This window comes from Rhodococcus sp. MS16 (assembly GCF_013277795.1).
Lineage (GTDB): Bacteria > Actinomycetota > Actinomycetes > Mycobacteriales > Mycobacteriaceae > Rhodococcus_F > Rhodococcus_F globerula.
The window spans coordinates 118,384-145,108 of sequence record NZ_VBTM01000020.1; the positions used below are offsets into that span (position 1 = coordinate 118,384).

23 protein-coding genes and 1 pseudogene are annotated in these 26,725 nt (G+C 59.9%); 16 read left to right on the forward strand and 8 right to left on the reverse strand.

The annotated features are described in order from the left end of the window. The first annotated feature begins 42 nt into the window (after window positions 1-42). From FEZ60_RS30100 to FEZ60_RS30110, 3 genes are read left to right on the forward strand one after another with little or no spacing between them, the layout of a single operon-like run. On the forward strand, window positions 43-966 hold the full coding sequence (locus FEZ60_RS30100) for a metal ABC transporter substrate-binding protein (RefSeq protein WP_092805261.1): 924 nt from the start codon (window positions 43-45) through the stop codon (window positions 964-966). After that, complete coding sequence (locus FEZ60_RS30105) at window positions 963-1,694, forward strand: metal ABC transporter ATP-binding protein (protein ID WP_172937759.1); 732 nt, start codon at window positions 963-965, stop codon at window positions 1,692-1,694. Before FEZ60_RS30100 ends, FEZ60_RS30105 begins: the two co-directional genes overlap by 4 nt. 3 nt (window positions 1,695-1,697) lie before the next feature. Beyond that, window positions 1,698-2,630, forward strand: coding sequence for a metal ABC transporter permease (locus FEZ60_RS30110; RefSeq protein ID WP_202026668.1), 933 nt, complete (start codon window positions 1,698-1,700; stop codon window positions 2,628-2,630). Here FEZ60_RS30110 and FEZ60_RS30115 read toward each other — a convergent pair. The 4 genes and pseudogenes from FEZ60_RS30115 to FEZ60_RS30130 form a co-directional block, all read right to left on the reverse strand. Continuing rightward, on the reverse strand, window positions 2,554-3,237 hold the full coding sequence (locus FEZ60_RS30115; RefSeq protein WP_033235264.1) for an ABC transporter ATP-binding protein: 684 nt from the start codon (window positions 3,235-3,237) through the stop codon (window positions 2,554-2,556). The two genes, FEZ60_RS30110 and FEZ60_RS30115, sit on opposite strands and share 77 nt — an antisense overlap. Continuing rightward, complete coding sequence (locus tag FEZ60_RS30120) at window positions 3,234-4,364, reverse strand: ABC transporter permease (protein ID WP_172937760.1); 1,131 nt, start codon at window positions 4,362-4,364, stop codon at window positions 3,234-3,236. The genes FEZ60_RS30115 and FEZ60_RS30120 overlap by 4 nt, the downstream gene beginning before the upstream one ends. Window positions 4,365-4,507: 143 nt before the next feature. Continuing rightward, entirely contained in the window at window positions 4,508-5,224 is a 717-nt protein-coding gene (locus tag FEZ60_RS30125) for a cyclase family protein (RefSeq protein WP_202026692.1), read from the reverse strand. A gap of 6 nt (window positions 5,225-5,230) precedes the next feature. Beyond that, window positions 5,231-5,626 (reverse strand): annotated as a pseudogene (locus FEZ60_RS30130) (TIGR03668 family PPOX class F420-dependent oxidoreductase); the annotation flags it as partial. Window positions 5,627-5,686: 60 nt separating this feature from the next. On the opposite strand from FEZ60_RS30130, the gene FEZ60_RS30135 reads away from it, so the two are divergent. After that, window positions 5,687-6,688 (forward strand): PHP domain-containing protein, encoded by a 1,002-nt coding sequence (locus FEZ60_RS30135; protein ID WP_172937761.1) that lies wholly within the window; start codon window positions 5,687-5,689, stop codon window positions 6,686-6,688. An 88-nt stretch (window positions 6,689-6,776) separates the two neighbouring features. Here the strand turns inward: FEZ60_RS30135 and FEZ60_RS30140 are convergent, their stop codons facing one another. Both FEZ60_RS30140 and FEZ60_RS30145 read right to left on the reverse strand, forming a co-directional pair. Then, window positions 6,777-7,490 (reverse strand): YoaK family protein, encoded by a 714-nt coding sequence (locus FEZ60_RS30140; protein ID WP_080711773.1) that lies wholly within the window; start codon window positions 7,488-7,490, stop codon window positions 6,777-6,779. Between the two features lie 63 nt (window positions 7,491-7,553). After that, window positions 7,554-9,149: a hypothetical protein gene (locus tag FEZ60_RS30145; RefSeq protein ID WP_033235261.1), complete on the reverse strand. Its 1,596-nt coding sequence runs from the start codon at window positions 9,147-9,149 to the stop codon at window positions 7,554-7,556. A 290-nt stretch (window positions 9,150-9,439) separates the two neighbouring features. On the opposite strand from FEZ60_RS30145, the gene FEZ60_RS30150 reads away from it, so the two are divergent. Continuing rightward, entirely contained in the window at window positions 9,440-10,819 is a 1,380-nt protein-coding gene (locus FEZ60_RS30150; protein WP_080711781.1) for an MFS transporter, read from the forward strand. Between the two features lie 2 nt (window positions 10,820-10,821). Here FEZ60_RS30150 and FEZ60_RS30155 read toward each other — a convergent pair whose 3' ends face one another. Then, on the reverse strand, window positions 10,822-12,519 hold the full coding sequence (locus tag FEZ60_RS30155; protein ID WP_242484911.1) for a helix-turn-helix domain-containing protein: 1,698 nt from the start codon (window positions 12,517-12,519) through the stop codon (window positions 10,822-10,824). 173 nt (window positions 12,520-12,692) lie between these two features. Here FEZ60_RS30155 and FEZ60_RS30160 point away from each other — a divergent pair, with 173 nt between their 5' ends. From FEZ60_RS30160 to FEZ60_RS30195, 8 genes are all read left to right on the forward strand, one after another. Continuing rightward, window positions 12,693-13,139 carry a heme-binding protein gene (locus tag FEZ60_RS30160; RefSeq protein ID WP_033235260.1) on the forward strand — a complete coding sequence of 149 codons (447 nt, stop codon included), beginning with the start codon at window positions 12,693-12,695 and terminating at the stop codon, window positions 13,137-13,139. 136 nt (window positions 13,140-13,275) lie between these two features. Continuing rightward, window positions 13,276-13,995 (forward strand): iron-containing redox enzyme family protein, encoded by a 720-nt coding sequence (locus FEZ60_RS30165; protein ID WP_045066006.1) that lies wholly within the window; start codon window positions 13,276-13,278, stop codon window positions 13,993-13,995. Between the two features lie 87 nt (window positions 13,996-14,082). Further along, the gene (locus tag FEZ60_RS30170; RefSeq protein ID WP_033235258.1) at window positions 14,083-14,433 is read left to right on the forward strand and encodes a Rieske 2Fe-2S domain-containing protein; all 351 of its coding nucleotides are present in this window, start codon (window positions 14,083-14,085) and stop codon (window positions 14,431-14,433) included. Then, window positions 14,430-15,671 carry an FAD-dependent oxidoreductase gene (locus FEZ60_RS30175; RefSeq protein WP_172937762.1) on the forward strand — a complete coding sequence of 414 codons (1,242 nt, stop codon included), beginning with the start codon at window positions 14,430-14,432 and terminating at the stop codon, window positions 15,669-15,671. The genes FEZ60_RS30170 and FEZ60_RS30175 overlap by 4 nt, the downstream gene beginning before the upstream one ends. Beyond that, the gene (locus FEZ60_RS30180) at window positions 15,671-17,110 is read left to right on the forward strand and encodes an aldehyde dehydrogenase family protein (RefSeq protein WP_172937763.1); all 1,440 of its coding nucleotides are present in this window, start codon (window positions 15,671-15,673) and stop codon (window positions 17,108-17,110) included. Before FEZ60_RS30175 ends, FEZ60_RS30180 begins: the two co-directional genes overlap by 1 nt. 38 nt (window positions 17,111-17,148) lie before the next feature. Then, entirely contained in the window at window positions 17,149-17,538 is a 390-nt protein-coding gene (locus FEZ60_RS30185; RefSeq protein ID WP_033235411.1) for a Rieske 2Fe-2S domain-containing protein, read from the forward strand. Continuing rightward, the gene (locus FEZ60_RS30190; protein ID WP_045066002.1) at window positions 17,535-19,124 is read left to right on the forward strand and encodes a gamma-glutamyltransferase; all 1,590 of its coding nucleotides are present in this window, start codon (window positions 17,535-17,537) and stop codon (window positions 19,122-19,124) included. Before FEZ60_RS30185 ends, FEZ60_RS30190 begins: the two co-directional genes overlap by 4 nt. Then, window positions 19,117-19,566 carry a RidA family protein gene (locus FEZ60_RS30195; RefSeq protein ID WP_258190609.1) on the forward strand — a complete coding sequence of 150 codons (450 nt, stop codon included), beginning with the start codon at window positions 19,117-19,119 and terminating at the stop codon, window positions 19,564-19,566. The genes FEZ60_RS30190 and FEZ60_RS30195 overlap by 8 nt, the downstream gene beginning before the upstream one ends. A 46-nt stretch (window positions 19,567-19,612) precedes the next feature. Here the strand turns inward: FEZ60_RS30195 and FEZ60_RS30200 are convergent, their stop codons facing one another. Then, window positions 19,613-20,524 (reverse strand): cation transporter, encoded by a 912-nt coding sequence (locus FEZ60_RS30200; RefSeq protein ID WP_033235253.1) that lies wholly within the window; start codon window positions 20,522-20,524, stop codon window positions 19,613-19,615. 127 nt (window positions 20,525-20,651) lie between these two features. On the opposite strand from FEZ60_RS30200, the gene FEZ60_RS30205 reads away from it, so the two are divergent. From FEZ60_RS30205 to FEZ60_RS30215, 3 genes are all read left to right on the forward strand, one after another. Beyond that, entirely contained in the window at window positions 20,652-21,989 is a 1,338-nt protein-coding gene (locus tag FEZ60_RS30205) for a glycogen debranching protein (protein WP_045065999.1), read from the forward strand. 62 nt (window positions 21,990-22,051) lie between these two features. Continuing rightward, on the forward strand, window positions 22,052-22,798 hold the full coding sequence (locus FEZ60_RS30210) for a glycoside hydrolase family 25 protein (protein WP_033235251.1): 747 nt from the start codon (window positions 22,052-22,054) through the stop codon (window positions 22,796-22,798). 965 nt (window positions 22,799-23,763) lie between these two features. Continuing rightward, a partial coding sequence (locus tag FEZ60_RS30215; RefSeq protein WP_242484912.1) for an isopeptide-forming domain-containing fimbrial protein occupies window positions 23,764-26,725 on the forward strand: 2,962 nt, incomplete at its 3' end.

A 26,725-nucleotide genomic window follows, 5' to 3' on the forward strand; every position in this document is an offset into this window, starting at 1 on the left:
CCGAACTTGTGTATTTGATAGCCCTGACATTAGAGTTTTACTATGACGACTCGCGACGCGAAAAACTACCGCCGCCTGGGGATTGTTGCTCTGGCGGCAGTGTTCCTCGCTGGATGCTCTGCGGTGAACTCCGCCGACGATGACCGCCCGGTAGTACTGACGACGTTCACCGTCCTCTCGGACATCGCGCAGAACGTCGCGGGCGACAATCTTCGCGTCGAGTCGATCACCAAGGCCGGAGCCGAGATCCACGGATACGAACCGACTCCCGGTGACATTCGTCGTGCCAACGAGGCCGATTTGATCCTCGACAACGGCATGAATCTCGAAGCGTGGTTCGCCAAGTTCGTCGACGGCCTCGACGTGCCGCACGTCGTGGTGAGTGAGGGCGTCGAGGGCATTCCCATCGCTGGTGACGCCTATGCGGGCAAGCCCAATCCGCATGCGTGGATGTCGCCGTTGAACACACAGATCTACGTCGACAACATGGTGGCCGCATTCAGCGATCTTGATCCGGATAATGCAGCAGCATTTGCCGAGAACGGGGCGAAGTACAAGGCGGAACTCCAATCGGTGCAGGATCGGCTGGTCAGCGGACTGGCAACGCTGCCTGCCGGTCAACGCGCGCTGGTGAGCTGTGAGGGCGCGTTCTCCTACCTCACCCGAGATGCCGGGCTCAGTGAGGCGTACATCTGGCCCGTCAACGCCGAGCAGCAAGCCACCCCGCAACAGATCATTGCGGCCATCGACTTCGTCCGGGCCAACGCCGTTCCCGCGGTGTTCTGCGAGTCGACGGTCTCGGATGCCCCGATGCAGCAGGTCGTCGGCGCAACGGGAGCGAAATTCGGCGGCACTCTGTACGTCGACTCGTTGTCCGAAGCAGACGGCCCCGTGCCCACGTACCTGGACATGATTCGTCACGACACCGACGTCATCCTCGGCGGACTCACCGGAGGCACGTCATGAGCGAAGCGATCCGCGTCGAGAACGTCAGCGTCCACTACGGCGACGTGCATGCGCTCGAGCATGTCGACCTGATGCTGAACTCGGGCAGCGTGTGTGGCCTGATCGGGATGAACGGCTCGGGAAAGTCGACGTTGTTCAAGGTGATCATGGGAATGATCAAGCCGGACAGCGGGTCTGTGCGTATCGCCGGCATCGAGGCGGTGGTGGCCCGAAAGAAGGGGTATGTCGGATACGTTCCGCAGAGCGAGGACGTCGACTGGAGTTTTCCGATCAGTGTTCGCGACGTGGTGATGATGGGCCGGTACGGTCACATGGGGTTTACCCGGCGTCCACGACGCGCTGATCGAGATGCTGTTGCCCACGCTCTGGAGCGAGTGCAACTGACAGAATTCGCGGACCGCCAGATCGGGCAGTTGTCCGGTGGTCAGAAGAAGCGCGCGTTTGTTGCGCGCGGCATTGCGCAGGACGCGTCGATCCTGTTGCTCGACGAGCCTTTTGCGGGCGTCGACAAGCGTTCCGAGGCAACTATTTCCACACTTCTTCGGGAACTGGCGGCCGACGGACGGTCGATTCTGGTCTCGACGCATGACCTCCACGCGGTTCCGAAACTGTGTGACGAAGCGGTACTTCTCATGCGGAAGGTACTGGTCCATTCCGACCCCGATACCGTGCTTCGGCCGGAGAACCTTGCCCTCGCCTTCGGCCTCGACGTGATGGACAGGACCTGATCGATGAACATCGTGGAACTACTTCTCGATCCGCTCGAATACGGATTCATGGTGCGCGCCTTGGCTGTTGCCGTAGTCGCCGCGGTGGTGTGCGGCGTGCTCAGCTGCTGGCTGGTGCTCATCGGGTGGTCGCTCATGGGTGATGCCGTGTCCCACGCCGTCCTGCCGGGAGTGGTGCTGGCTTACGTCGTCGGAGCACCGTTTGCCATCGGCGCTCTGATCTTCGGGCTGATCGCCGTCGCGTTGATCGGATTGATACGCAACACGAGTCGCGTCAAGGAGGACGCCGCGATCGGGATCGTCTTCACCACACTCTTTGCCTTCGGGTTGGTGTTGATCTCGGTCACGCCGAGCCAGACCGACCTCAATCACATCATCTTCGGTAACTTGCTCGGCGTGAGTTCGTCGGATCTTCTGCAGGTGGCGGTGCTCGGTGCTTTGGCCCTTGGCGTACTACTGGTCAAGCGCCGCGATCTCACGCTGTTTGCCTTCGATCCCGTCCACGCCAACGCAATCGGGCTCTCCCCCAAGCGGCTCAGTGCGTTGCTGTTGGGAGTTCTCGCGCTCACCGCCGTGGTCGCGCTGCAAGCCGTCGGGGTCGTGCTGGTGGTTGCCATGCTGATCATTCCCGGTGCGACGGCTTACCTTCTGACCGACAGGTTTTCGCGGATGTTGATGATCGCGCCCGCCATATCGGCAGCATGCGCGATCACCGGCATCTACATCAGTTACTACCTCGACACCGCGTCCGGCGGCATGGTGGTGATGACGCAAGGGATCGTCTTCACTCTGGTCTATCTGTTCAGCCCCAGCCACGGGGTTCTGGCCAAGTGGATTGTGCAGCGGCGCAGACGATCGCTCAGTGTGCCTGCAGGCGCCCGTCAATCATCTCCAGAACTCGATCGCAGTGACGAAGCACTTCGTGATCGTGGGTGACCATGACGGTGGCGACGCCGCTCGAGTGAGTTTCGCGGGCCAGTAGTTCGACGATGTCGTGGCTGCGTTGCCGGTCGAGCGCTGCGGTGGGCTCGTCCACCAGCAGTACGGAAGGATCGCTGATCAGAGCGCGCGCAATACCCACTCGTTGACGCTCACCACCGGACAGTTGACCCGGTCGTCTGCTGGCGCGGTGGGTCATCCCGACGGCCTCGAGCAATTCTGCCGGCGTTTTCGATCCCTTTCGGCCGGTGATCTTCTCGACCAGACGCAACTGATCGGTCGCGCTCAACGCCGGAATGAGATTGCCGGACTGGAACACGAATCCGATGTTGTCGCGGCGAAACTCGGCCAGTTTCTTCTTGGACAGGCCCGTAATGGTGGTGCCGTTCACGGTCACGGTGCCGCCCGTCGGGGTTGTCAGTCCACCGGCAACGGCAAGCAGACTGGATTTTCCGGCACCGGACGGGCCGACGACGGCTACGATCTCGCCGGGCAACACACTCAGGTCGACATTGTCGAGTGCGGTGACGTTGTTGTCGCCGTCGCCGAAACAGAGCTGCGCCGCAGCAAGATTCAATCCGAGCGTGGTAGTTGTAACGGTCATCGGTTTTCTCCTAGCGCGGCAAGGGGGTCCACAGACGAGATGCGGGCGATGGCAACAACGGCTCCGGCAAGACCGAGGACGGTGAGCAGTGCTGCACCGCTGACGACGGGGCCCGCCTCGAGAGCAAACGGCATCCCGGATCCGGTGAGCAGGCTACCGAGACCCAAACCTACGGCCACACCGGTCAATACGGATGCAACGAGGACGATCACCGCCTGCATCAGACCGTCGCGCAGCAGAAATCCGGTGGACGCTCCCATGGCGCGCATGACTGCGATTTCGCGGCTGCGCTGCACCGTCCAGATGGTGAAGAACGCACCGACCACCAAGGCTGATATTGCGTACAGGAAGGCCTTGATCATCGTCATCGTCATCATCTCGGCGCTGTAACCCGGTGAGGATTCGAAAGATTCAGTCAACGTCTTCGATGCGGTTCCGGCAGCAGCGTCGCCGGCACTCAGATCGGGAAGTGCACCGTCGACGCCTTGGATGGCGATAACACTGCCCTCGTTGTAGGCGTCGGCGCGCGGTGCCTCACCGGACTTGGTGCCGGCATGGATCTGTTGCCAGGTGCTCAGCGGAACATACGCAACGTCGACGTGGCCGAAAGTTCTTTGGTCACTGGTGAATCCGACAACTGTTAGATCCGTTCCGAGGCGGTCGACGGTGACTGTATCGCCGAGATTCACACCCTCGTCGCGGGCGGTGTTGCTGACGATGACGGTGTTCTCGCCGCTCAGCGCGGTACCTTCTGCGGCCGCAGGTTCGAGGAACGAGCCAGGCTCGATCCCGAAAAGTGTGAGGTCGACAGGGGTGCCGTTCTGGGTTTTTGCATTCACGATCATGTTTCCGAACAGGGCTGCATTGGCTACGTCGGGACGCTCACGCCAGGCTTGGGCCTGCTCTTCGGTGACCACCGAACGGCTGAATGCGGAATCGGATTTGGTGCCTTCGGCAAATGCAAAGGCTTGTGCCGGTGTGCGTTGCAGGCCCGATACGCCGTCGTTGACGAGGCCGGAAGACAGTCCGGCCATGATCACCATCAGGATCGAGATGAGGGCGATCACGGCGCCCATCAGCAAAAATCGAGTTCGCGCGAACACGAGTTCGCGCACGGCCAGAAACATGATGCCTCCGAAGTGTGTCGGCGACCTGGCCGACGGTTGTACGACAATTACGACGCTGTAGCTATTACGACACTGTGTCGTAATCATACCGACACCCTGTCGGGAACATGTCGACAGGGTGTCGGTAAATGTCGTTATCTCCGTCAGATCAGCGCATACACCGTCGCCGGCGACCCGGAACCGCCACGATTGACAGTGCCTCCCACAAGCACATGCGCACCCGTGGTGGGGAGGGCACTCAGGTTGGCAAGATTCTCCAGACTGATGCGATGGGCGCCGTACAGCAGGGTGGAGACGGCGTAGCTGTCGTCACTCCCGGCGTCGGGTCCGAAGGTGTCGGTACCCAGGGCGCCTCGTCGGCCAAACCGTCCGGAATCGAGGAGCCACCGAACTGCGTCGACGCCGAAGCCTGGCTGATGAATACCGGAGGCGTCGATGTTCGCGTACAGATCTGTGCCCCAACGGGATTCCCAGCCGGTCCACAAGATCACGGCAGCGCCGTCCGGTATCCGCCCGTGCCTCGATTCCCAGTCGACCAGATCGTCGACCCTGAGAATGTAGTCGGAATTCCGGGCAGACTTCTCCCGGATGTCGATTTTCACTGCGGGTAAGTACAGGTCGGCAGGATCCAGTTGATCCGCGGTCAGGCCGCCGAGTTCAAAATGTGCCGGTGCGCCCCAATGTGTTCCGGTGTGTTCACCCTGCTTGACGTACTGCAGGTAATAGCCGTCAGCTTCGACGGTGGTGGCCGTCTCGAGGGCGAACTCCGGGTCGCCGGGAAAGATCGGCGTGGATGCGGGGTCGTTGACATGTGAGAGCGAGACGATGCGATGCGGTGTGCCAAAGCTGTTGCTTTGCAGCGATTCCCACGAAGACCAGCGAACATTGCGTACTGCGATCACCTGGCCGTTCGGGCGGGTGTCAACGTATTGAGGGTATTTCGAAGCCAGGGCGTCGATCGCGCTCTCCGCCTCGTCGGTTCCCGGCTCCAGAATTTCGGCATCACCGTCCGCCCGTACCCACCACAGCTGCGACCAGTCGTCGTCGTAGCGATCGACCAGCAGGCTGACATGGCCCGTCGCGGCTATGTTCTTCAGCCGGCGAAGTGCGGTTGTGGTTTTCGGTTTGTGGTCGACACACGAGTAGACGGTGTTGCCGACAACAACAAACACGAGCGGCACGATGTGGGGAACACTGTTGGTATCGGCGGTCGCCAGTCGTGCTACTCGTGCTGTGGAGAATCGTGCTTTCGGATCGTCCATATCCACAGCGTAAGTGGATCAGGGGTTGCCGCGAGCGGCTGCTGACGGAACAGTGGACCCATGGAACCGGATGAAGCGCTTCGGGAGATCGCCTACTGGCTCGAACGATCGCGGGCCGAGACGCACCGAGTGAAGGCCTACCGGCGTGCCGCTGAGGTCTTCGCAGGGCTGTCGGACGACGAGAAGGAATCGCGTCGCAAAGCCGACAGTTGGAAAGCCCTCACCGGCATCGGACCCAAAACAGCGACGATCATTGCCCAGTCGTACGACGGTGTTCCCGAGTACCTCGCCGAGTTGCGGGGACAGGCGCAACCTATCGGCGACGGTCCGCTGCGGCAGGCTTTGCGCGGCGATCTGCACACGCACTCCGATTGGTCGGACGGCGGCAGCCCCATCGAGGAAATGATGCGACGGGCTGCCGCGTTGGGCCATGACTATTGCGCGCTCACCGACCACTCACCGCGTCTGACCGTCGCCAACGGGCTGTCCGCGGATCGCCTGCGAGCTCAACTCGACGTCATTGCCGCATTGAATGCGGAACTGGCCCCGTTCCGGATCCTTACGGGTATCGAGGTCGACATCCTCGAAGACGGTTCCCTCGATCAGGACCCGGATCTGCTCGACGAACTCGATATCGTGGTGGCGAGTGTGCATTCCAAACTGCGATCCGAACGCGAGGCAATGACTCGCAGAATGCTTGCCGCGGTGCGTAATCCGCGGGTAGACATTCTCGGCCACTGCACCGGCCGGCTTGTCGAGGGTGGTCGCGGTACTCGTCTCGAATCGCAGTTCGATGCCGAGAGAGTATTCGAAGCCTGCCGCGAATCCGGTACTGCTGTGGAGATCAATTCCCGGCCCGAACGTCGTGATCCACCGTCGCGGTTGATCGAGTTGGCCCTCGATCTCGACTGCGTGTTCTCCATCGACACCGACGCTCATGCTCCCGGCCAATTGGCATGGCAGGGCTACGGGTGCGAGCGCGCCGAAAAGTGCGGCGTCGACGCCGATCGGGTGATCAACACGTGGACGGCCGACGCGCTCCTCGAATGGGCTGGCAACTGAGAGGGCTGGAAGGCAGCGGTGGTCCGCTGCGACCGCGCCGAAGACCGAGGGCTCTTACTGCTTTCCATGTTGATTACGACGGCTGATCTCAATCAACTCGGGTCAGGTAGCGGTGGCCGATAAATGAAACGGCGATAGTGATGCACGCAGCGATCAACAACGCGAGCGCAACGTGCAGCAACAGAAGTAGTGCTCCGACAATTGCGCCGACGAAAATGGTGACGATCGCGCCGACGCGCCGATTCCACAACGCGGATCCCGTTCCGAAGAACGTCTCACTTGCAAGCGAGGTCAGGGTCGAAGTGACCACGACCGTGGTCATATCCTTGACCGCGAGAGCCCTTGCTACCGCTGCCTGCTCGCCCATGACCAGTGCAATAACCGCTGCGAAGACGATCTGTTGGACTGCCGACATGGTGTCGCCGACCACGAACATCGATACGGCTAAGCCGAGGAGAACTATTCCACCTGTCGCGAATAGTGCTGTGGTCCGTGTGTGCCATCCTGCAGGCGACCCGCGAAGCAGCAGCCCGCACGTACACGCCCCAAAGGTAAAGGCAATCAGTGCGATTGCTGGCCCCAGTACGGGAAGCTCGTCGGCGCCGGCAACGGCCATACCCAGTATGACGATGTTGCCGGTCATGTTGCCGGTGAACACCCGGTCGAGGCCGAGGTATCCGACCGCGTCGACTAGTCCGGTCACGAAGGTCAGGGCCATCATCGTTGCAACGCCGATGCTTTCGTGGTTGAAACTTGCGCTTGCGGTGGTGCCATCGGTGTTTTGCTTGTACGAGATTGTCATGAAGTTTCCTGAGAATACAGCTGAGACCGGGGAGTGTTGTCTCCCCGGCAACAGGAGACGGGTTCAGAATATGAGAACCGAAACAATGGTCATCAGCACGAGTCCTGAACAGACGGGGATGAAGCATTTACGGGCGAGATCGAGGACTGACACTCTGGCGAAACCTGCAACCGCGATAAGTGATGACCAGGCAACGAGAGTTCCCCCGCCAGACCAGATATTGCCCATCTGGCCAATTGCTGCGAGGGTTGCCGGATCCATTCCTACTGCCGGGCCGAGGGCTCCGGCCAATGACCCGGTAAGTGGCAGGCCGCTGAAGCCTGATCCTTCGAGTCCGGCGATCATTCCGATGATCAGGATCGCGAACGATGTGACAAACGGATTCTGCGGTAGATGGGACTGGCCTGCATTCACGAGATCGAAGAGTAGCGTCGGGCCTGCTGTATCGGCTGGTAGAGCAAGTATCTGGGCAGAGAAGTCGCCGTTCCCGATGAAAAAGAATCCTGCGATGGGAAGCACTATCCCCATCGCCTTGAAGGCGAAAACGAGACCGTCGATCAGATGCTCGGAGGTCGTCTCGAAGAATCCTTGCTTGTCATTAGTGGCCGCGGCCGCGAACAGAATGAGCGCGGCGATACCACCGACCATGGCCGCGGCGTCGCCACCCTTGAGGTCCGGGACGATGTCAGTGAATTTGCCGATGAGTAGGTACACAATGAATGCAAGGTAGGCGAGCGGCACCAGAACTGCGAATGTACGTGCGGCCCTGATGCTTTTGAATACGTGGTCGACGGTTGCCTTCATCGACGAGTCATCGGTGTCGACGCGTTCGGCCACCGACACACCGACATTCGCTCCGGCCGTCACCAGAACTTTCGACCCGCCCGCCGCTCCGGTACCAGGCAGGGTTCCGCTCGGTACCGGAGTGCCGCCGGCGGAGTCGCCGTCAGCCTGGGTCGAGCGGCCGTTCTCGTGCTCGGCTCGCGATTCCCATTCCGTGAGAAGTTCGGGCGATGGTGCTCGCATATTGCGGCGCTGCGTCAGCCACGTGATGATCAATGCGGTGAGTCCCACGATCAGTGACATGACAAGAGCGCGGTCGGCAACTACATCTGGATCGACACCGGCGGCAGTTGCGGACAGGCCAGGCGCAACCTTGATGATGTAATCGGCCGAGAGCGCCATTCCCTGCCCACAGATGGCGATCGACATACCGACTGCCATAGGCGAGAGACCCGCGCGGATCGCGACCGGAATCAAGACCGCCCCGATGAGCGGAACCGCCGGTGTGGGCCAGAAGAACAGCGAGATCATGTACGTCACGGCGGCAAGAACGAGAAAACTACTTGTGCCACCGCGCATAACTTTCCGGAACGGCGCAACCATGAGTCGATCGGCGCCCATCTGACGCAACGCTCCGAGCATCGCAGTTACCAGAGCGATGATCAGGAAGATGTTGAACAGTTCTTTGGCGGCGACGAGACTTGCGTTGAAGATTGATGCGAGTCCAGTGACAAGGCTGTCGGAAAAGACGAATGCAGTCAGAAATGTACCCAGTACCGCCGGCACGACTATGTTCTTTCTGAGCATCATTGTGGCCAGGATGACGAGTATGCCCGCGAGGTACACCCAGTGTGCGGCAGTTAGATTTACTTCCACGTTGCGCCCCTTATGAGTTCGTGCCAAAGTCGCGATAACTGATTGAGTGATAGTGCGCGGGGCGGTTTCCAGGGTCAACGGCTAGTCTGCACACTCGAGTCCGATCCTAGATGTGCAGGATGTCCCATATTGCGCAAAACTGCGCGGCGATATGACCGTTGAGTTAAGAATTGTTGCGCGACTGCGCTTTTCGATGACATTCTGGCCATAAAATGTGGGTACCCTAACCTTAGCTGGGCACGTGGTTCCTCTGTGCCTTGCCTTCAAACCGCAATGGAACGGATAGCATGATGAGTGCAACTACGGGCGTGACCGCATCGAGGATGAATGCGGGAGTTGACGGGGGCACATCACCCGCACTTGCCGCACTGCTGGTGGGAACTTTCGTCGGGACGGTCAGCAACAACATCGTCAACGTCCCACTCACGGCCATACTCGACGATTTCGAAGCTCCATTGAGTAGTGGAATTTTTGTTGTCGTCGCATTCTTGTTGACCTTCGCAGCGGCGATGCCCCTGGCAGGCTGGATTGGTGATCGGTTCGGGCGCAGGCGGGTTTACTGCGCAGCGTTGATCGGCACTGCGATTTGCTCGCTGGGCGCGGCATTGGCACCGTCACTCCCGGTGCTGGTGATGTGGCGCTCGTTCGGAGGTGTTGCGGCGGCCGCGTTCGCGCCCGCCGTCATGGGTCTCATTGCCTGGCTGTTCGGCCCGGCGCGGCGGGCCAGAGCAGTCGGGGCTTGGGCTGCAGTCAACGGAATCGGGCAGGCCATGGGACCTTCACTGGGCGGTGTGGTGAGCGACTTGATGGGCTGGCGGTGGGTATTCGTTCCACTCATCCCAGCGGCGCTCATCGGCTACTTCGCCACCATGAAGTTCATTCCGCGTTACCCCGCGAAGAAGATGCAGCTGGACTGGGTGGGTGCGATCACGCTGACCAGTGGCGCCGGTTCCATCGTCCTCGGGATCAGTCTCGCTTCGCAAGGGAGCCGAAGTGCTTGGCTGAGTGGAATTCTCGTTGTTGCCGGAATCGCGCTGGTTTCTGTGTTCGTTGCCTGGTGCCTACGGGCGAAGGACCCGTTCGTTCCGATAGATCTGGTCCTCGAATCACGTTTCCTGCGAAGCGCACTCGCGGCTTTTGCTCAGATGTTCGCGCTGGGAGCCACGTTGCTTGCGTTACCGCTCTACCTGACTTCAGGCGGCAGCTCCACGACCTCGGCTGGACTTGTTCTCTTTGTACTGCCGCTATCGATGACCGTTTCAGCGCCGGTAGTCGGACGCTACGTGGACAGGCTCGGCGGCCGAATGACGATGCGCTGCGGTTTGTCGATCTTAATCGTCGGATTATGCGTTCTTGCAACGATTCTTCAGCTCGACGTCCGGAACATGTGGTCCTTGAGCGCGGTGCTGATTGTTGTCGGAGTCGGAGTCGCGATGGTGCAAACGCCTGCTGCAGCAGGCTCGACCCGTTCACCTGCCGGCGCAGTAGGTACGGGGCTCGGTCTGTTCAATCTGATCCGTTTCGGCGGGTCTGCAGTGGGCGCCGCGTGGGTCGGAATCGCCGTTAACGTGGCAGACAGTCCGTTTGCCCTCCTATTCGGGATCACCTCGGCTGTTGTTGCCGTCGGGTTCGCGGCAACCTTTGTCGGCGAGGATCCAATCGCGGCGTGATTTCAGGTGTTCCGCGTCTCTCGGTCAACCCCCGCCCGCACCGTGGCCAAAAGATCCAACCTCAATGCCAACCAGATCGTGAATTGATTTTCGGCTTGCTTGATATCGAGACCCATCGACCGAGAGATCCGATCAAGCTTGGAGATCATCGTATTTCGATGCAAGCCAAGTTTGCGGGCCGCAGCATTGATGTTTCCGGCTTCGGCGAGATAAGCAAACAGGATTTTCTCGAAGTCCGGTGGTCCGCCGGGGCCTCGTAGTGGCCCAAGTATGTCGTCGATCAACCGACGGCTCTCGTCTGACTCGGCCGCAACCGCAAGCACCCCGAATCCGCGGAGATCTCGGTACGAGACCGAACCCGACAGTTCGAGTCGCGCTGCGATACCGAGTGCAATTCGAGCGTCACGGTAGCTTGCGGCGATATTCTTCGCTCCGTGCGATCGTCGGCCATGAGTCACCGGAATGCGCTGTCCCAGACGCTTTTCCAGATCAAAGGACATGGCATTGGCATAGTCGTCGATCTCGTCCTGACTCTCGCTTCGCAGTGACCTGACGACAATGAGAAAATCGCCGATCACGGTTACGTGGGAGGCGACATCCACCTGGGGCAGTACGCCTGCCGCGTACCGGGCGAGACGCACCATACTTGCACCCGGATGCGGGCCCGTCCGGTCGACCAATCCAGGTGCGACGAAGACGATGTAGTCGAGGTCGAGATCAATTTCGTGGAGTTCGGCGCGAGTTTTCAGGTCGAGGTCACTGGCGAAGTTTCCGTGGACAAGGGCTTGAACGAAGTCGCCCTTGGCGCGCTCTTCAGCTTCGTCGACGCTTCGCTGCCGTAGCATCTCGGCACCGATAATCGAGCCGGCTTGCTCCACGACTACCTTGTACTGAGCGATGTCGTGCCGCCGTGGTTTGCCGGCGAGCGTAAGGACGACAACCCATCCCTCATGCCGACCGGCGAGATGCATGGCAGAGGCAACTGCTGTCACGGAAACTGAATTCGAATGCGCCGGAGGAAGCTCGAGAACATGCACTTCATGTGCGTGGAGAACTTCTTCTTCCGTCCTGCTCGGAAGGGCTGCCGTCAGGGACTGCACCAGCGCCGCAGTCGCTTCGCTGTCTTCGGCGGGTAGTCCGGACTGGACGATCAACCTTCCCCGGACGTCGAGGGCGAGGGCGGGGCGAGAGGTGAGAGAGCTTACTTCGCGAACGAGCATCGGTACGCCGGCGCCACGGTGAAGTAGGGCAGCAAGAGACTGATGAACCATCACCCCGTACCGCATCACATGAGCTTCCTGAGTGAGTGCGCGCTCGGCGAGGAGTTTGTTCAGCACGGTAAATCCAACGGGGAAAGCCAATTCCACCGCCGGTAGTGCCTTCGGCCAGACTGTGCTGGAAGGAGCCGTCCCGTCGACGATCACAGCACTGGCACCACGCGCGAGTAGCGATTTCAATGCCAGGGCGGCGCCCGAAAGAGTATCCGGACGGGTGTAGACAACGACGCCTACCAGCGAATCCGGCCTGCTCAACACCTCGTCCCACGGTAGGCACCACGTAACCTGGGAGTCCATCTGGTCGTAACCTGACAGCACGTGCGCCTTGTCGAAGATCGGTTCCTCGAGGAGACCCCGTAGCGATAATCGTTCGGCTTCGAATTGCTCCGAGTCCGTCATGTTCTCGGTCTGTCGATGGTTCATGACTGCGCTCCTCGCGGTGGATCAAGTGTGCAGTATGACCTACGGAACCAGCCCATGTCATGTGCAGTATGACTATCACAGTGCTGCTCGTCCGGGTTCTTTTGACCATCGTGCGGAGGGATCAGGGCTGGTAGAAATCCATCTATCAGCCCAACCAACACGACGGAGACGATATGCACCAAGTTCACCGGATCACACTCGACGATGCTCTACCGCTGCTTGCCGCCGGACGTGCGAAGGCAGAAGAGATCGGCGTCAAGCAGACACTGTGTGTTGTCGACGACGGGGGCAATGTGCTTGCGCTGCACAGGTTGCCAGGTGCACGTTTGACCGGAGTCGACATCTCGATCGCCAAAGCCTTCACCGCCGCAGGACATGAGCGCGCAACGCACTTGTTCAACGAGGCCCCGGATGGTCCAGCCCTTCCCGGCAACGAAGCATTCGGCATCAGCCACATGCTCCCCGGTAAGTTCGCCGTATTCGTCGGCGGATTCCCCTTGCTGTACAACGGTCAGATTGTCGGGGGAGTGGGTATCAGCGGCGGAAATGGCAAGCAGGACAAAGCAGTAGGTGCCGCCATGCTTGCGGAGTTCGAGGCGCTCACGTCTGCCAACGTCTGACAAACTCGTTCGAAAAGTGCACAGTGCACTCGAAAGACGTTGATATTCGGATCTTTTGACCATAGTGAACCGCCGCAACGCCTATTACCGTCGGCAACGAATCATCTTCTAACATCAAGAAAGAACGAGGCAGATCATGACCGAACTCTTGAACCGCGAAGATTTCCGCGCAGCTCTCGAAGGAGCGCTGGTTGGCCGCGAGGCCGCAAACGCTTCCTTCAGCAAGGCGTGGGCAGATGGAAAGCTCGAGAAGCGCCACTTCGCGCGCTGGGCCGAAAACCACTACCACTACGTCGGACCGTTCGCCGACTACCTCGCGAACATCTACTCGAATACTCCCGACACGTTCACCAATGCCAAGGACTTCACTCTCCAGAACATGTACGAGGAGGAACTGGCAGATATTCGCCATACCGATCTGTTGATCAAGTTCGGTGAGGCATGCGGCACCACTCGTGAGCAGATCGAGAATCCGTCCAATATGAGTGCCATAACTCGCGGACTACAGTCCTGGTGCTACGCCGTTTCCCAGCGTGAACACTTTGTTGTCGCGACGGCAGCGCTGGTTGTCGGGCTGGAATCACAGGTCCCGAGTATCTACAAGAAGCAGATAATTCCGCTTCGAGAAGTATACGGATTCACCGAGGACGAGATCGAATTCTTCGAACTGCACATCACATCCGATGTCGTGCACGGTGAGCGCGGCTACCAGATCGTGCTCGACCACGCAGACACCCCGGAGTTGCAGGCCCGCTGCTTGCAGCTGGTCAAGTGGGGTGCGGAAATGCGCTTCAGCTACACCAAGGGACTCTACGACACCTATGTGGCGTCTGACCTCGAACTCATCACTGCCTGAAGCTGATTGATTGTCCCGGCGGGTGGCGGAACGGTGACTCCGCCATCTGCCGAGTCGATCGAATTCTCGAGTTGTCGAAGGGAAGACATGGATACGAACTGGACCGCCGTCGCGGCCCTGCGCGACCTCGGAAGGCGCACCAAGTTGCGCGTCGAGGTGGGCGCGACCGCGATCGCACTCTTTCAAGCCAACGGGCGTATCTATGCGTTCCGTGACCTGTGCATACACGCCGATCGCTCCCTCACAAAGGGCACGATTCTGCATGGGCGGGTGATCTGCCCAGGACACCAATGGGCTTTCGACCTCGAGTCCGGCTACGAAGAAGACCAAGACCTCTGCCAACCGACCTATCCCGTAACCGTCGCAGACGACGTCATCTACGTGGATTTGACACCGCGCACCGTTGTGGCGTCCGAACGAGAACAGGCCTTGTCATGACCGCAACCCTCGACACCATCGTCTCCATCGGTGCGGGACAGACTGCCGCAGTTGCAGCACGTACGCTGCGCCGCAGGGGATTTGACGGCCGTATCGTGTTGATCGGCGACGAGAACCATGCGCCGTATCAACGGCCACCTCTGTCAAAGGAATTTCTTGCCGGTACGGAGTCGCTCGACTCCCTCATGCTGCTGCCGCCGTCCTGGCGTGAAAAGAACCACGTGGAATTGTTGACCGGCACTGCGGCGAGTCGCATCGACACAGGCGCGGGCGTCGTCGAGTTGGCTGACGGCCGTACGATCGCGGCGGACGCGGTGCTCATCGCAACCGGTGGTCGGCCACGTACGATGGCCGTCACCGGACCTGCCCCGGAACGTACGCACTATCTCCGCACTATCGACGATGCACAGCGCTTGTCGACCCACCTTCGTCCGGGAACGCACGTAGCGCTCATCGGCGGCGGATTCGTGGGTCTCGAAATTGCCTCGACAGCAAGAAGTCTGGGGTGCGAGGTTACGGTCATCGAACGAGCGCCGATCCCGCTCGCTCATATCGTCGGCGCAGAAATGGGCGCCGTCTGCACCCGATTGCAGCGCGACAATGGAGTGCACGTCGTTACCGGCGTCGACGTCACGGCGGTCCACACCGAACAGTCGGAGGTTCGCATCTCGCTGAGTTCGGGTGAGATCGTGAGCGCCGATGTTGTTGTCATCGGAATCGGAATCGAACCGAATGTGGAGATCGCACGTGCATCGGGACTGGCCGTCGACAATGGAATAGTTGTTGACGTGCAAGGACGTACAGCAACGCCCAACGTTTTCGCAGCCGGGGATGTCGCTTCACGCTATTCCGACAGGGCGGGACGCCATATGCGGGTCGAGCACTTCGACAACGCCAGCAGGCAGGGCGCAGCGACGGCAAACCTGATGCTGGGTCGCGAAGGCGTCAACGATGCACCGCACTGGTTCTGGTCCGACCAGTTCGGCGTCAATCTTCAATTCACCGGCCGCGCCGAACATACCGAGATCGTCACGAGAGGCAACGTGCACGACGGAGAGTTCACAGCATTCTATCTCGATGACGGAATTGTGCGTGGGGCATTCGCGCTCGACCGCGGCGACGACATCGGGGCAGCGCGTGAGCTGATCGGCAAACAGTGTAGCGCAGACCGGTTGCGAGACATCGACATTGACCTTTTTGATCTGCTGGATGACGAAGAATTGGCGGCGAGCAACTGATGGGCCTGAACTATATCGACGGTAGATGGGTCGCTGCACAGTCCGGCGCGACGTTCGAGCGTCGTAATCCGGCTGATCGATCCGACGTAATTGGCACATTCCCGGACTCCGGACACGATGACGTCGAAATTGCCGTCTCCGCATTGATCAAAGCAGCCCCGGCGTGGGCTGCGACCGCACCCGAACGTCGTGCAGAAATTCTGGAAGCTGCTGCGGCGAACCTTGAATCGAATGCGGCGGCTCTCGTCGACGAACTCGTTCGAGAAGAAGGCAAGACTCGCGCAGAAGCGACCATGGAAGTCGGGCGTACCCCGATGAACTTGCGCTTCTATGCGGCCGAGGCTGTTCGCACTACCGGAACCACTTACCCGTCGCCGGGAGAAGGTCTCGTGTTCACCGTCCGTGAACCGGTCGGCGTTGTCGGGGCGATCACGCCGTGGAACTTCCCGCTGAACATACCGTCACGAAAGATCGGACCGGCACTTGCCGCCGGAAACGTGCTGCTACTCAAGCCATCCGAGTTGACTCCCTTGATGGGGCAGCGTCTTGTCGAGGCACTACTTGCCGGTGGATTGCCTCCCGGGGTTATCGCGTTGGTACAAGGATCAGGAAAGGCAGGCGCAGCCGTGGTTGCAGACAGCCGCGTCGATGCCATCACCTTCACGGGGTCCACCCAGACCGGACGGGCGATCCACGCCGCCGTCGGTCCGGAACGCCGCAGTCAGCTCGAGATGGGCGGTAAGAATCCGGTTGTAGTGCTGGAAGGTGCCGATCTCGACAAGGCAGCCTCATTGATTGTGAAGGGCGCCTTCGGGTTATCTGGCCAAGCCTGCACCGGAACAAGCCGCGTTGTTGCGGTTGATGCCATCCATGATGACCTACTCAGCAGAGTTGTTGTACTGGCACAGAAGTTGGTCGTCGGGGCCGGCGGCGACGAGGGCGTCACGATGGGTGCGTTGGCAAGCGCAGGACAATACCGAAAGTTCTTGGACTATGTTCAGGTAGGTCTGGACGATGGAGCTGAATTGATCTGCGGTGGAACGCCGCACGATGACAATGCTGATGGTTTCTTTGTTACCCCAACGGTTTTTTCTGGCGGAACACCCGAAATGCGCATCGTAACCGAAGAAGTATTCGGTCCACTATTGGTCTTCTTGCGCACCGAAAACTTCGATAGTGCAGTCGACCTCGCAAACAATACCGAGTACGGCTTGAGCTCTTCGGTCGTAACCAACGACATTGCAACAGCGTTGGCTTTTGCCGCTCGGACGAAGACGGGACTGGTGAAGATCAATCAACCCACGACGGGCATGAGCATGAACGCGCCGTTCGGTGGATTCAAGGCGTCGAGCACGCAGACCAACAAAGAGCAGGCCGGCGAATCGATGATGGGTTTCTACCAGCGCGAGAAGACGATTTACCTGAGCGGGCTTGCATGAGCGCCGCCGACCACAGCACAATCGGAGAGGGGACCGTCATGGAACCAGAGAAGACCGCAGCAGATAATGTCGAGTTCGTCCGCGTAGCTCGGTCGGGTCAGGTGACGGAAGGACTTGTCCGTCGATTCTTTTCGGGCGAGCACGAATTCGCCGTCGCCCGACTCGACGGTAAGGCGTACGCGACGTCCAACTACTGCACACATCTTGACTGTCTCCTGTCTTCCGGCAAACTCGTGGAGGACGGCATAGGTTGTTCATGTCACGGCAGTGTCTTCGATCTCGAGACGGGTGAGCCGGTATATCCGCCGGCCACGGTGGCTATCAAGACATACGCCGTCGAAGAACGAGAGGGAGAGATTTTCGTCGGGTTCGACCCATCGGACACGACATCAGCTCCCCGCCGACGTGCAACCCGCGGCCTGACATGACCACAAGGCCACCAACCCTCTCGACCAGGGGCATGGTCTCTTCCAGTCATCCGGCAGCCAGCACGATCGGTGTGCAGGTTCTCGCCGACGGCGGCAATGCGATCGACGCGACACTCGCCATGGCGGCGATGACATGGCTGGCACTGCCAGGACAATGCGGAATCGGTGGAGACGCCTTCGCTGTAGTGCGTGAGCCCGACGGACGAGTCTGGACGGTCGGAGGAAGTGGATTCGGGCCAGACGGTGGAGAGACGGATTTCTACACAGATCAAGGTTTGACCTCGATTCCCTTGGACGGACCCCTTGGTGTTGCCGTACCGGGCGCCCCTGCGGCCCTGGCAGCACTTCATGCCAATGGGGCGACACGTTCTCTGTCTGACTTGTGGGAACCGGCGGCAGGTAGCGCCGAACGAGGTTTACCGTGTTCAGCCAAGACCCTCCAAGACATCCGGGAAGCCCATCTGGCGATTGCGCTGGATCCCGGCCTCGCCGCTGTCTATCTTCCCGGCGGCGGGTTACCTCATGTGGGGCAACAACTCCCCCAAATTGATCTAGCTCGAACGATTCGCTCACTTGCGTCCGATCCCGCGGACTTCTATCTCGGATCCTTCGCTCAGAAAGCTGTGTCGACACTGCGTGAACGTGGGGCGCCTTTCAGCGGTAACGAGTGGGCGGATGGATTCAAGGTCGACCCGGAACCCGCCATAGCCGGCACGTACGCGGGTGCGGTGGTATATCAGACGGCGATGCCGACGCCAGGCTGGATGGTTCTTCAGCAAGCCGCTCTGTGCGACCGTGTAGTCGGGTACTCGCCATGGATGGCGGCACCCGCGATCGACCGATTGGCATCGGCGGCCCGCCTCGCCTTCGAGGATCGCTTTGCACTGTGCGGTAGTGACAATGACGAATGGAGAACACTGCTGCTACCCGACACAGTGGCCCGATCGAGAGCATCATTGGATGCGAAGTCGAGGCGACGGGAGTTCAGTGTGGCCGGCGGGGACACCACGTCGATCGTCGCCGTCGACTCCGACGGAAGAGCGGTCAGCTTCATTCATTCCCTTGCCTTCACTTTCGGTTCCAAGATCACGGTCCCGGGTACGGGGGTAGTACTCAACAACAGGTTCGGTCGTGGTGCGTATCTGATTCCAGGGCATCCAAATTCGGCTTCGCCGCGACGTAAACCGGTGCATACTCTCAATGCTTGGATAGCAGCAGACACCGCGGGGGCACTGCTTCACGTGGGTAACACCCCGGGTGGAGACGGGCAGGTCCAGTGGAACATGCAATTGCTGTCCCATTTGCTCGACCACGGACTCGACCCGGCAGAGGCTGTGGCGGCACCGCGATTCACGGTTTACCCGGGCAGTGATTCAGACGTGATCGGTCGGCCCGCTGAGCTTCGGTGCGAATCAAGGATAGGAAAGTCCACGTTGTCCGAATTACGTAGTCGAGGACACGATGTGACGCTTCAGGGAGCATGGGATGGTGGTGGCAGCGCTCAGGTGATTTCACTCGATCGTGAGCGTGGGCTACTCAGCGGCGCAGCCGATCCTCGACAGGAAGGGATAGCTCTCGGTGTCTGATATTTCGTTTGTGCGAGGGCCCGTGCCGCAGGGACAGTACATGGCGGCAACAGTTCACGACTCGATTGCTTACAGCGCGGGGATGACACCGCGGATCGACGGAGTCCTCCAAGTGTCCGGAGTTGTCGGCGAGGCGGTAGACATTGCGGATGCGGCTACCGCTGCGGGGATGTGCGCTCGGAATGCGCTCACCGCAATTGCTTCGGTCGCAGGAGGGATGGATCGAGTCGAGCGCTGTCTGCGCATGACGGTGTATGTGGCTTGCGCAGACAACTTCTTCGATCTGTCGGCAGTAGCCGACGGTGCGTCGGCGGTGATCGCTGAAATACTCGGTGGGGAAGCACTTCCCGTTCGTGCCGCGATTGGCGTCAAGAACCTTCCGTCAGGTGCTCCGGTGGAAGTCGACATCACGGCCGTGGTCGATATGAAGCCTCACGCATAGTCGGTTTGGCTCCGTGAGACCTCGCATCGAGCGAAATATGATAGGTCTACAGCATCAAGGCAGGATCTGTGGTCAGTTCGATGTTGAGCCATGGTTCGTACGGCAGATCGGCGAGGTGTTTGGCGAATGTGCGTCGTACCGCATCTTCGTCGTCGATCTCCCACGTATGGGGAGGGACCATGAACATGGCTTCGATGTACAGCTTGCGGCCGACCTTGCTCATCGTCAGGGCTGGTTCATCCAAATCGAATTCATCGCGAACAGCTGCGATCGCGTCGTGGACATGCGCCTGAACCTGTTGACTGGGAGCGCCTTCGAGCAGTTCCACCAGAGCAGTTCGCAACAGAGCCAAGGGTTGTGGGACCAGCATCGCACAGCCGATCAGGACGAGCACGGAGTCGACGTATCGATCGGCATCGGAGAAATCGGTGCGCCCCAGGATCATTGCGACAACGGCGCCTACGGCAACCAGCGCGCTGAAGGCGGCCGAGGCTCCCCACTGCCTGGCCTCGGCCACCAGGAGATCGGATGTGCGGTCGACCTTTCCGACGTAGCGCCAGATCAGTACGGACACTGCTGCACTGATCGCGCCGTAAGCTGCGAGCGACCCGGCCGTCACATCGGCTCCGCCGGCCAGGATGACCCGTACGGCCTCTACGGCGGCGTACGCGAGAGTCGCCAACAATGCCATGCCCTGAATGGCGATCACCACCGGAATCAGAGCTTCCTTGCCGAACGGGAAGCGCGCCGTCGGGCCTGAATCTGCGATCCGGGAGACGCGCAGCGACATCCAGGTCAGAACCATGCCAATCAGTGCGTACACACCGTCAAGCAGGATTACCTGAGACTGCGAGATCCACCCCCACACCGCGGCCAGGACTGCCAAGGCTGTCGCAACCATCAGCGAGTACCGCAGGGTCTTGCGCTCGCGCTCCGCTGACTCTTCTTTGATGCCCATGACCCGCAACCGCCTTGTCGGTTTAGTAACTTCTTCCCGTAGGAATACCAGCAAAGTGGTTCCGAGAAAGACTCACCGCGCCACTCCGATGAGCGCAGAAGCCGTACTCGACGCAAAATAGACTTCTATGGCCGACCGTGGATTCACCCCGACACAGCTCGCTGCCCGAGCCGCCTATCTGCTGCGCGGTAATGATCTGGGCACGATGACTAGCGCTGCTCCCAAGCTTTATCCACATATGTGGAGTTGGGACGCGGCGTTTGTTGCTGTCGGATTGGCTCCGTTGAGTGTGGAACGAGCCGTTGTAGAACTCGATACCTTGCTCGACGCGCAGTGGAAGAACGGAATGATCCCGCACATCGTTTTTGCAAACGGCGTCGACGGCTATTTTCCCGGTCCGACGCGGTGGGACGTCAATGCGTTGGCTGCGCATGCGCCGATAGGCACGGCGACATCCGGGATTACCCAACCGCCGGTACATGCGATTGCCGTGCAACGAATCCTCGATCATTCACGTCGTCACGGCCGTACGACGCGAGCGGTTGCCGAGGAGTTCTTGGATCGGCGGTGGAATGATCTGGTTCGGTGGCATCGTTGGCTTGCCGAGGCACGAGATCTCGACGGTAATGGTCGGATAGCGCTCTATCACGGCTGGGAATCGGGGATGGACAACTCTCCACGTTGGGATGCGGCGTACGGGAATGTTGTTGCGGGACAGGTTCCTGCGTACCAGCGAGCCGACCTTGCTGTTGTAACGGACCTGACGCAACGTCCCAAGGATCACGAATACGATCGCTATCTGTGGCTGCTCGAAGAAATGAAATCGGTGCGCTACGACGACCAACAGCTTTCTACCGCAATGAGTTTTGCAGTCGAGGACGTATTTGTCTCAGCCGTCTTCTCCATGGCCTGCGATGTCCTGGCGACCATTGGCGAGGAACATTCGCGGCCGAACTCCGATGTGCGAGATCTGCGCGGTTGGGCAGACCGATTCCGTCGAGGTGTCATAGCCACGACGGACGAAAGAAGCGGCGCGGCAAAGGATTTTGATCTCCGTACGGGACGCTGGGTGAATACCGAGACCATCGCGATGTTTGCGCCATTGTTGTGTGGTGGACTTAGTCGCGATGCTGAACGTTCGCTGTTACGAACGTTCGAGGGGCCGAAGTTCTGCGGGCATCCGGACATGAGATTTGCCGTCCCGCCGTCCACTTCCCCGGTGTCCGGCGATTTCCGTCCGCGTGAGTATTGGCGTGGACCTGTCTGGCCGGTGATCACCTGGCTGTTCTCATGGGCGTTTGCGCGTCGTGGATGGGCTGAACGATCGTATGTTCTCCGGGCGGAGGGACTCAGGCAGGCCAGTGACGGCAGTTTTGCCGAGTATTACGAACCCTTTACGGGTGAGCCGTTGGGCAGCATGCAGCAATCCTGGACGGCGGCAGCGGTTCTCGATTGGTTGGGATGACCAGCGTCTGAATAGTTCGTGAAACAACAGACAAATCCGGCAGCAGTCCCTACGCTCGGGGAATGGCCGAGCGACGCACCGTCAGGACCTTAGGCAGACTAACCCCGATCGCGATGGCTGCGGCCGTTGCATTGACGGCCCCGGGTCTCGCTGCGGCTGATGCTCCCCGCGGGCCGGACGTTTCGTCTTGGCAGCATGTGGATGGAACCGGTATCGACTGGTTCCAGGTGCGGGCGTCGGGGCATGAGTTCGCGATGGTCAAAGCGACAGAGTCGCTGAACTACGTGAATCCGTATTTCGTCCAGGATTGCCTTCGCATGCGCGTTGCGGGCGTTGCGCGCGGCGCCTATCACTACGCAGACGTGCGAGCGTCGCCGGAAGCGCAAGCTGCGTTCTACGCGGCGATGGTCCTCGGTATCAACGGTCCTGGAGATTTGCCTCCCGTCCTCGATCTCGAAGACGCAAAAGGCCTGCCGGCATCACAGGTGATCGACTGGACTCACCGGTACCTGAACACCGTCCAGGCGTTGACGGGACGGCAGCCGATCATCTACACGTATCCCAACTTCTGGTACACGCAGATGGCGAACACAACCGAGTTCAACCACTACCCGCTCTGGATTGCTGACTACAACGGTCAGAGCGCTCCGGGACCCTTGCCTGGTGGGTGGTCGAATTGGACCTTCTGGCAGTACACGAGCACAGGACGCATACCGGGGATTGTCGGTAACACCGATATCAATGTCTACAGCGGAGCCCAGGGTGACTTCGGCCGTTACTCCAACAGCGTGGGGCTCGGCAGCAGCTAGGCGTGTGCGACTGCTTGCGCTCTTGCAGTGTCCTTTTCGGGCCCTCTGGCCCTATTCAGGACCTGGAAATTTGTTTGCTGTGTCCCGTGATGCGTGACCGATTGGTCCGCATGTAGCTCAGTGGTTACGAGAAATTCAGCGGAACGGTAGCCAAAATCGGGGAACATTTGCTAGCTACGTGGGCTCAGATGATAGCTATGGTGGGAAATTGGCTGAAATCCCCCGTGGAAATTTTCACAAAACGGACTTGAAGTTTGGTCTTACCGGGTGGTTACAGCACGTACCAGTGGCGTTTTGAGCCCCCTGCCATCCGTCTATCGGGGCTTCCCCTCACTTCGTTACCTACGGCCCTGAATGAATTGATCGCGATCGTTCATTCGATTTCGGCGCGTTCGGGCTGCCGACGGAACCATCGTCGGTTGTAAGTGTTCCGGGTCGAAGTTCATACGCTGTGGTGCATCCAACAGCGGTTATGCGCACTGGTCATTTGTCTAGATCTGCCAGGACGCCCCATTATTCCAGCGACCCGGCGTATCCAGCCAAAACGCCGTTTCGAGACGTGCGTGACCCAGCGACGGCCAATTTTGTCAGATTGTCCGGTTGACCAAAGCTGCCCAGCGGACCTTGTTCGATCAACGAAGGAAAGCGACTATCAGTCTGCTTTGTCCATCTTTCGGTGGGCAAGCTCCCGGTTATCTGTTATCTTGATCGAGATAACTGGAAGATTGCTCTTGATTTGCATGGATTTCGAGGGCCAAAGTCCTGCACAGGACGGCTCTTCCAACACGCAGGTGTTACCCGAAGAGGAGCTCGAATGGCAGGACCGGCAGCAGCGTCCGGTGCGAGGTCGATCAGCCGAAAACCGGCGCACCGACCCGAACCAACCGATCAAACGGGAGTTCGCGCCATCGCTCTCGCATCTCCGTCCACCGAATATCGATCAGGCACATCCTGGGGAGCTAGAAATGCCTAACGACTTACCGCCGACAAGGTCGGCAATGTTCACCGCAGGGCTACCGCCCTGGGTGCGAGCGTGGACGGTGGTGTGGACCACCATCGCGTTGATTCTCGGTATCTCCGGCGCGACGGCAGTAGTTGCATCAGCGCAGCCGGCCGCGACGCTCGGCGGTCCCGTTCAGGCTCAGACGCCGGCTCGCGCCGCTGTGCTGCCGGATGAACAGCCCGCAAAGGGCTGTGCCTTCAGCGCCCCTAACACTGGCCCTTTCTCGCAGAACATCTGTTGGATCGACATGTCGGCGCTCAACGAAGCCGCGGCTACATCCGCGGCCGGGCAGTCGATGGAAATCCAGCTCACCGAGGGCTACAAGATCAACTTCAAGGCTTTCCTCACCGACTCGGTAGCAGGAAAGACGCATCAGGGGGTCGAAGCGAAGGCACTCCCCACGTTGAGTTACTCAGCGCTGGGAACGTCCGCCTACACGGGTGTGCCGTCGACGATCAAGCCCGCGATCTACCAGAAGTCCTCCGTGAATGGACAATCCGGCGGGACGGTGTCGCTCAAGAACATCGTGATGACCGGGCCCAATGGCACGGTGTACAACTACGGTCTCGTAGCAGCCGATGCGGAGTCGACTGACGCAAACACGTCAACCGACAAAGAGTTCCTCGCCTTCAATTCGGACAAGCCGCTGCGACAAATCGCGCGCACAGTCGGTGTTGACGAACCTGGCTACCCTGGAATTCGCGCTTGTGACGGTGGGCTGACGGCTATGCCCGCCACCACCGTCCGATGTGATTCTTGGAACCTGGTCAACAACCAGGAGTATTCGCCGGGCACTTTGGTTGTTGCATCGACCGCTCCGACCAACTTCGCGGCGACGTTCGGTAATACCGTTCTGGCCACCTCTCGTCAGGGTCTGGCTTTCGGTGTCCTGCTCTCGAAGGTCAAGATCGACAAGGACCTCACGCGCGTCACCCCCGGTGACGATTTCACTATCGGCATGAGCACCGGGCACCACGCAAACGCGGGTGCTGCTGCAGCGACCGAGATCAAGAGCACCACGACCGGCGCTACAGATACGACGGCATCGACTGGCTGGCGTACGCTCCTCGCAGATACGACGCCTACTCCTGTTACGTTCTGGGAGAAGCCCACTACCTCGGCGACCAAGACCGCGAACTACGCGACATCATGGGATTGCCAGGTAAATGGTGTGACCCAGACACTCAGGGTCGGTGACGTTGCGCAGGCAGCACTCACACCGGGTGACAATGTTTACTGCAAGGTCAAGAACACGCCGGTTCTCGTGAAGAAGTCGTCGTCACCACCTACCGGTGAGACGGTTAATATCGGCCAAACAATCACCTACACACTCAATTTCGAGAACCCGGGTACTGCCCCGGCGACGATTGACTACACCGACTACCTCGCTGACGTCATCGATGACGGAACGGTTGCGGTCGGTGCTGCTACAGGCGGACTCACCGCTGCATTGGATGGCACCGACAAAATCAAAGTCGGCGGCACGTTGCCAGCCGGCGGCAAAGGGACAGTCACCTACACCGTCACGGTCAAAGACGGTGGTAACAAAGTCCTGAACAACTACCTCGTTCCGGGGACAACAACTCCTCCCACAACATGTGATCCTGCAACCAATCTCTGCACGACGCATCCCATGCCCGGGTTCACAGTCGCGAAGACCGCTGTGCCCGCGACAGGTTCGACGGTTCAGGCCGGCGATACAATTACGTACACCGTCACCGGTGCTAACACCGGCAAGACGGCCCTAACTCCCGCGACGATCAAAGACGATCTGAGTGCGGTTCTCAACAATGCTGCTATCGTTCCGGGCTCGCTGAAGGCGACCGTCGACGGTGCTGCTGTCGCTGCTCCGACCCTGTCGGGCAGCATTTTGTCGTGGTCCGCCAATCTCCAGGCTGGTAAGTCTGTTGTTCTGAGCTACCAGGTGAAGGTCAATGCCGGCGTTGCCGCGGGCACGGTTCTGAACAACAAGGTCACGGGTACTGCGAAGCCGCCGACCGGTCCGGACATCACTCCTCCTACGGTGGAGACGAATCACTCGGTTCCCGGCTTCAAACTGGAGAAGACTGCTGATCCGATTTCCGGTTCGACGGTTCAGGCCGGCGAGTCGATCAAGTACACCGTCACCGGAACCAACACCGGCAAGACGAACCTTGATCCGGTAAAGATCAACGATGATCTGGGTGCGGTTCTCAACAATGCTGCTGTCGTTCCCGGTTCGCTGAAGGCGACCGTCGACGGTGCTCCTGTCGCCGCCCCGACGCTGTCGGGCACCACGCTTTCCTGGACCGGACTTCTCGAAGCCGGTAAGTCCGTTGTTCTGACCTATGAGGTGAAGGTCAACGACGGCGTTGCCGCGGGCACAGTCTTGAACAACAAGGTCACGGGCACTGCGAAGCCGCCGACCGGTCCGGAGATCACTCCTCCTTCGGTGGAGACGAATCACTCGGTTCCGGGATTCACGGTCGCGAAGACAGCGGATCCGGCGCCGGGTACCGGCGTCAATGCTGGTCAGACGATCACGTACACGGTGACGGGTGCGAACACCGGTAAGACGACGCTCAATCCGGTGGTGTTGACCGATGATCTGTCGAAGGTTCTCGACAACGCGACGCTCGTGGCCGGTTCGCTGAAGGCGACGGTCGATGGTGCTCCTGCCGCTGTTCCGACTCTGTCGGGGACCATGCTCTCGTGGACCGGTGCACTCGAAGCGGGTAAGTCGGTTGTTCTGACCTACCAGGTGAAGATCAACGACGGTGTTGCCGGCGGCGTTCTGATCAACAACAAGGTCACGGGTACTGCGAAGCCGCCGACCGGTCCGGAGATCACTCCTCCGCCGGTGACGACCGAGCATCCGGTGGTGTCTCCGAAGATCGCTGTGGTGAAGTCCTCTGATCCGGTGTCGGGTTCGAATGTTGTTGCCG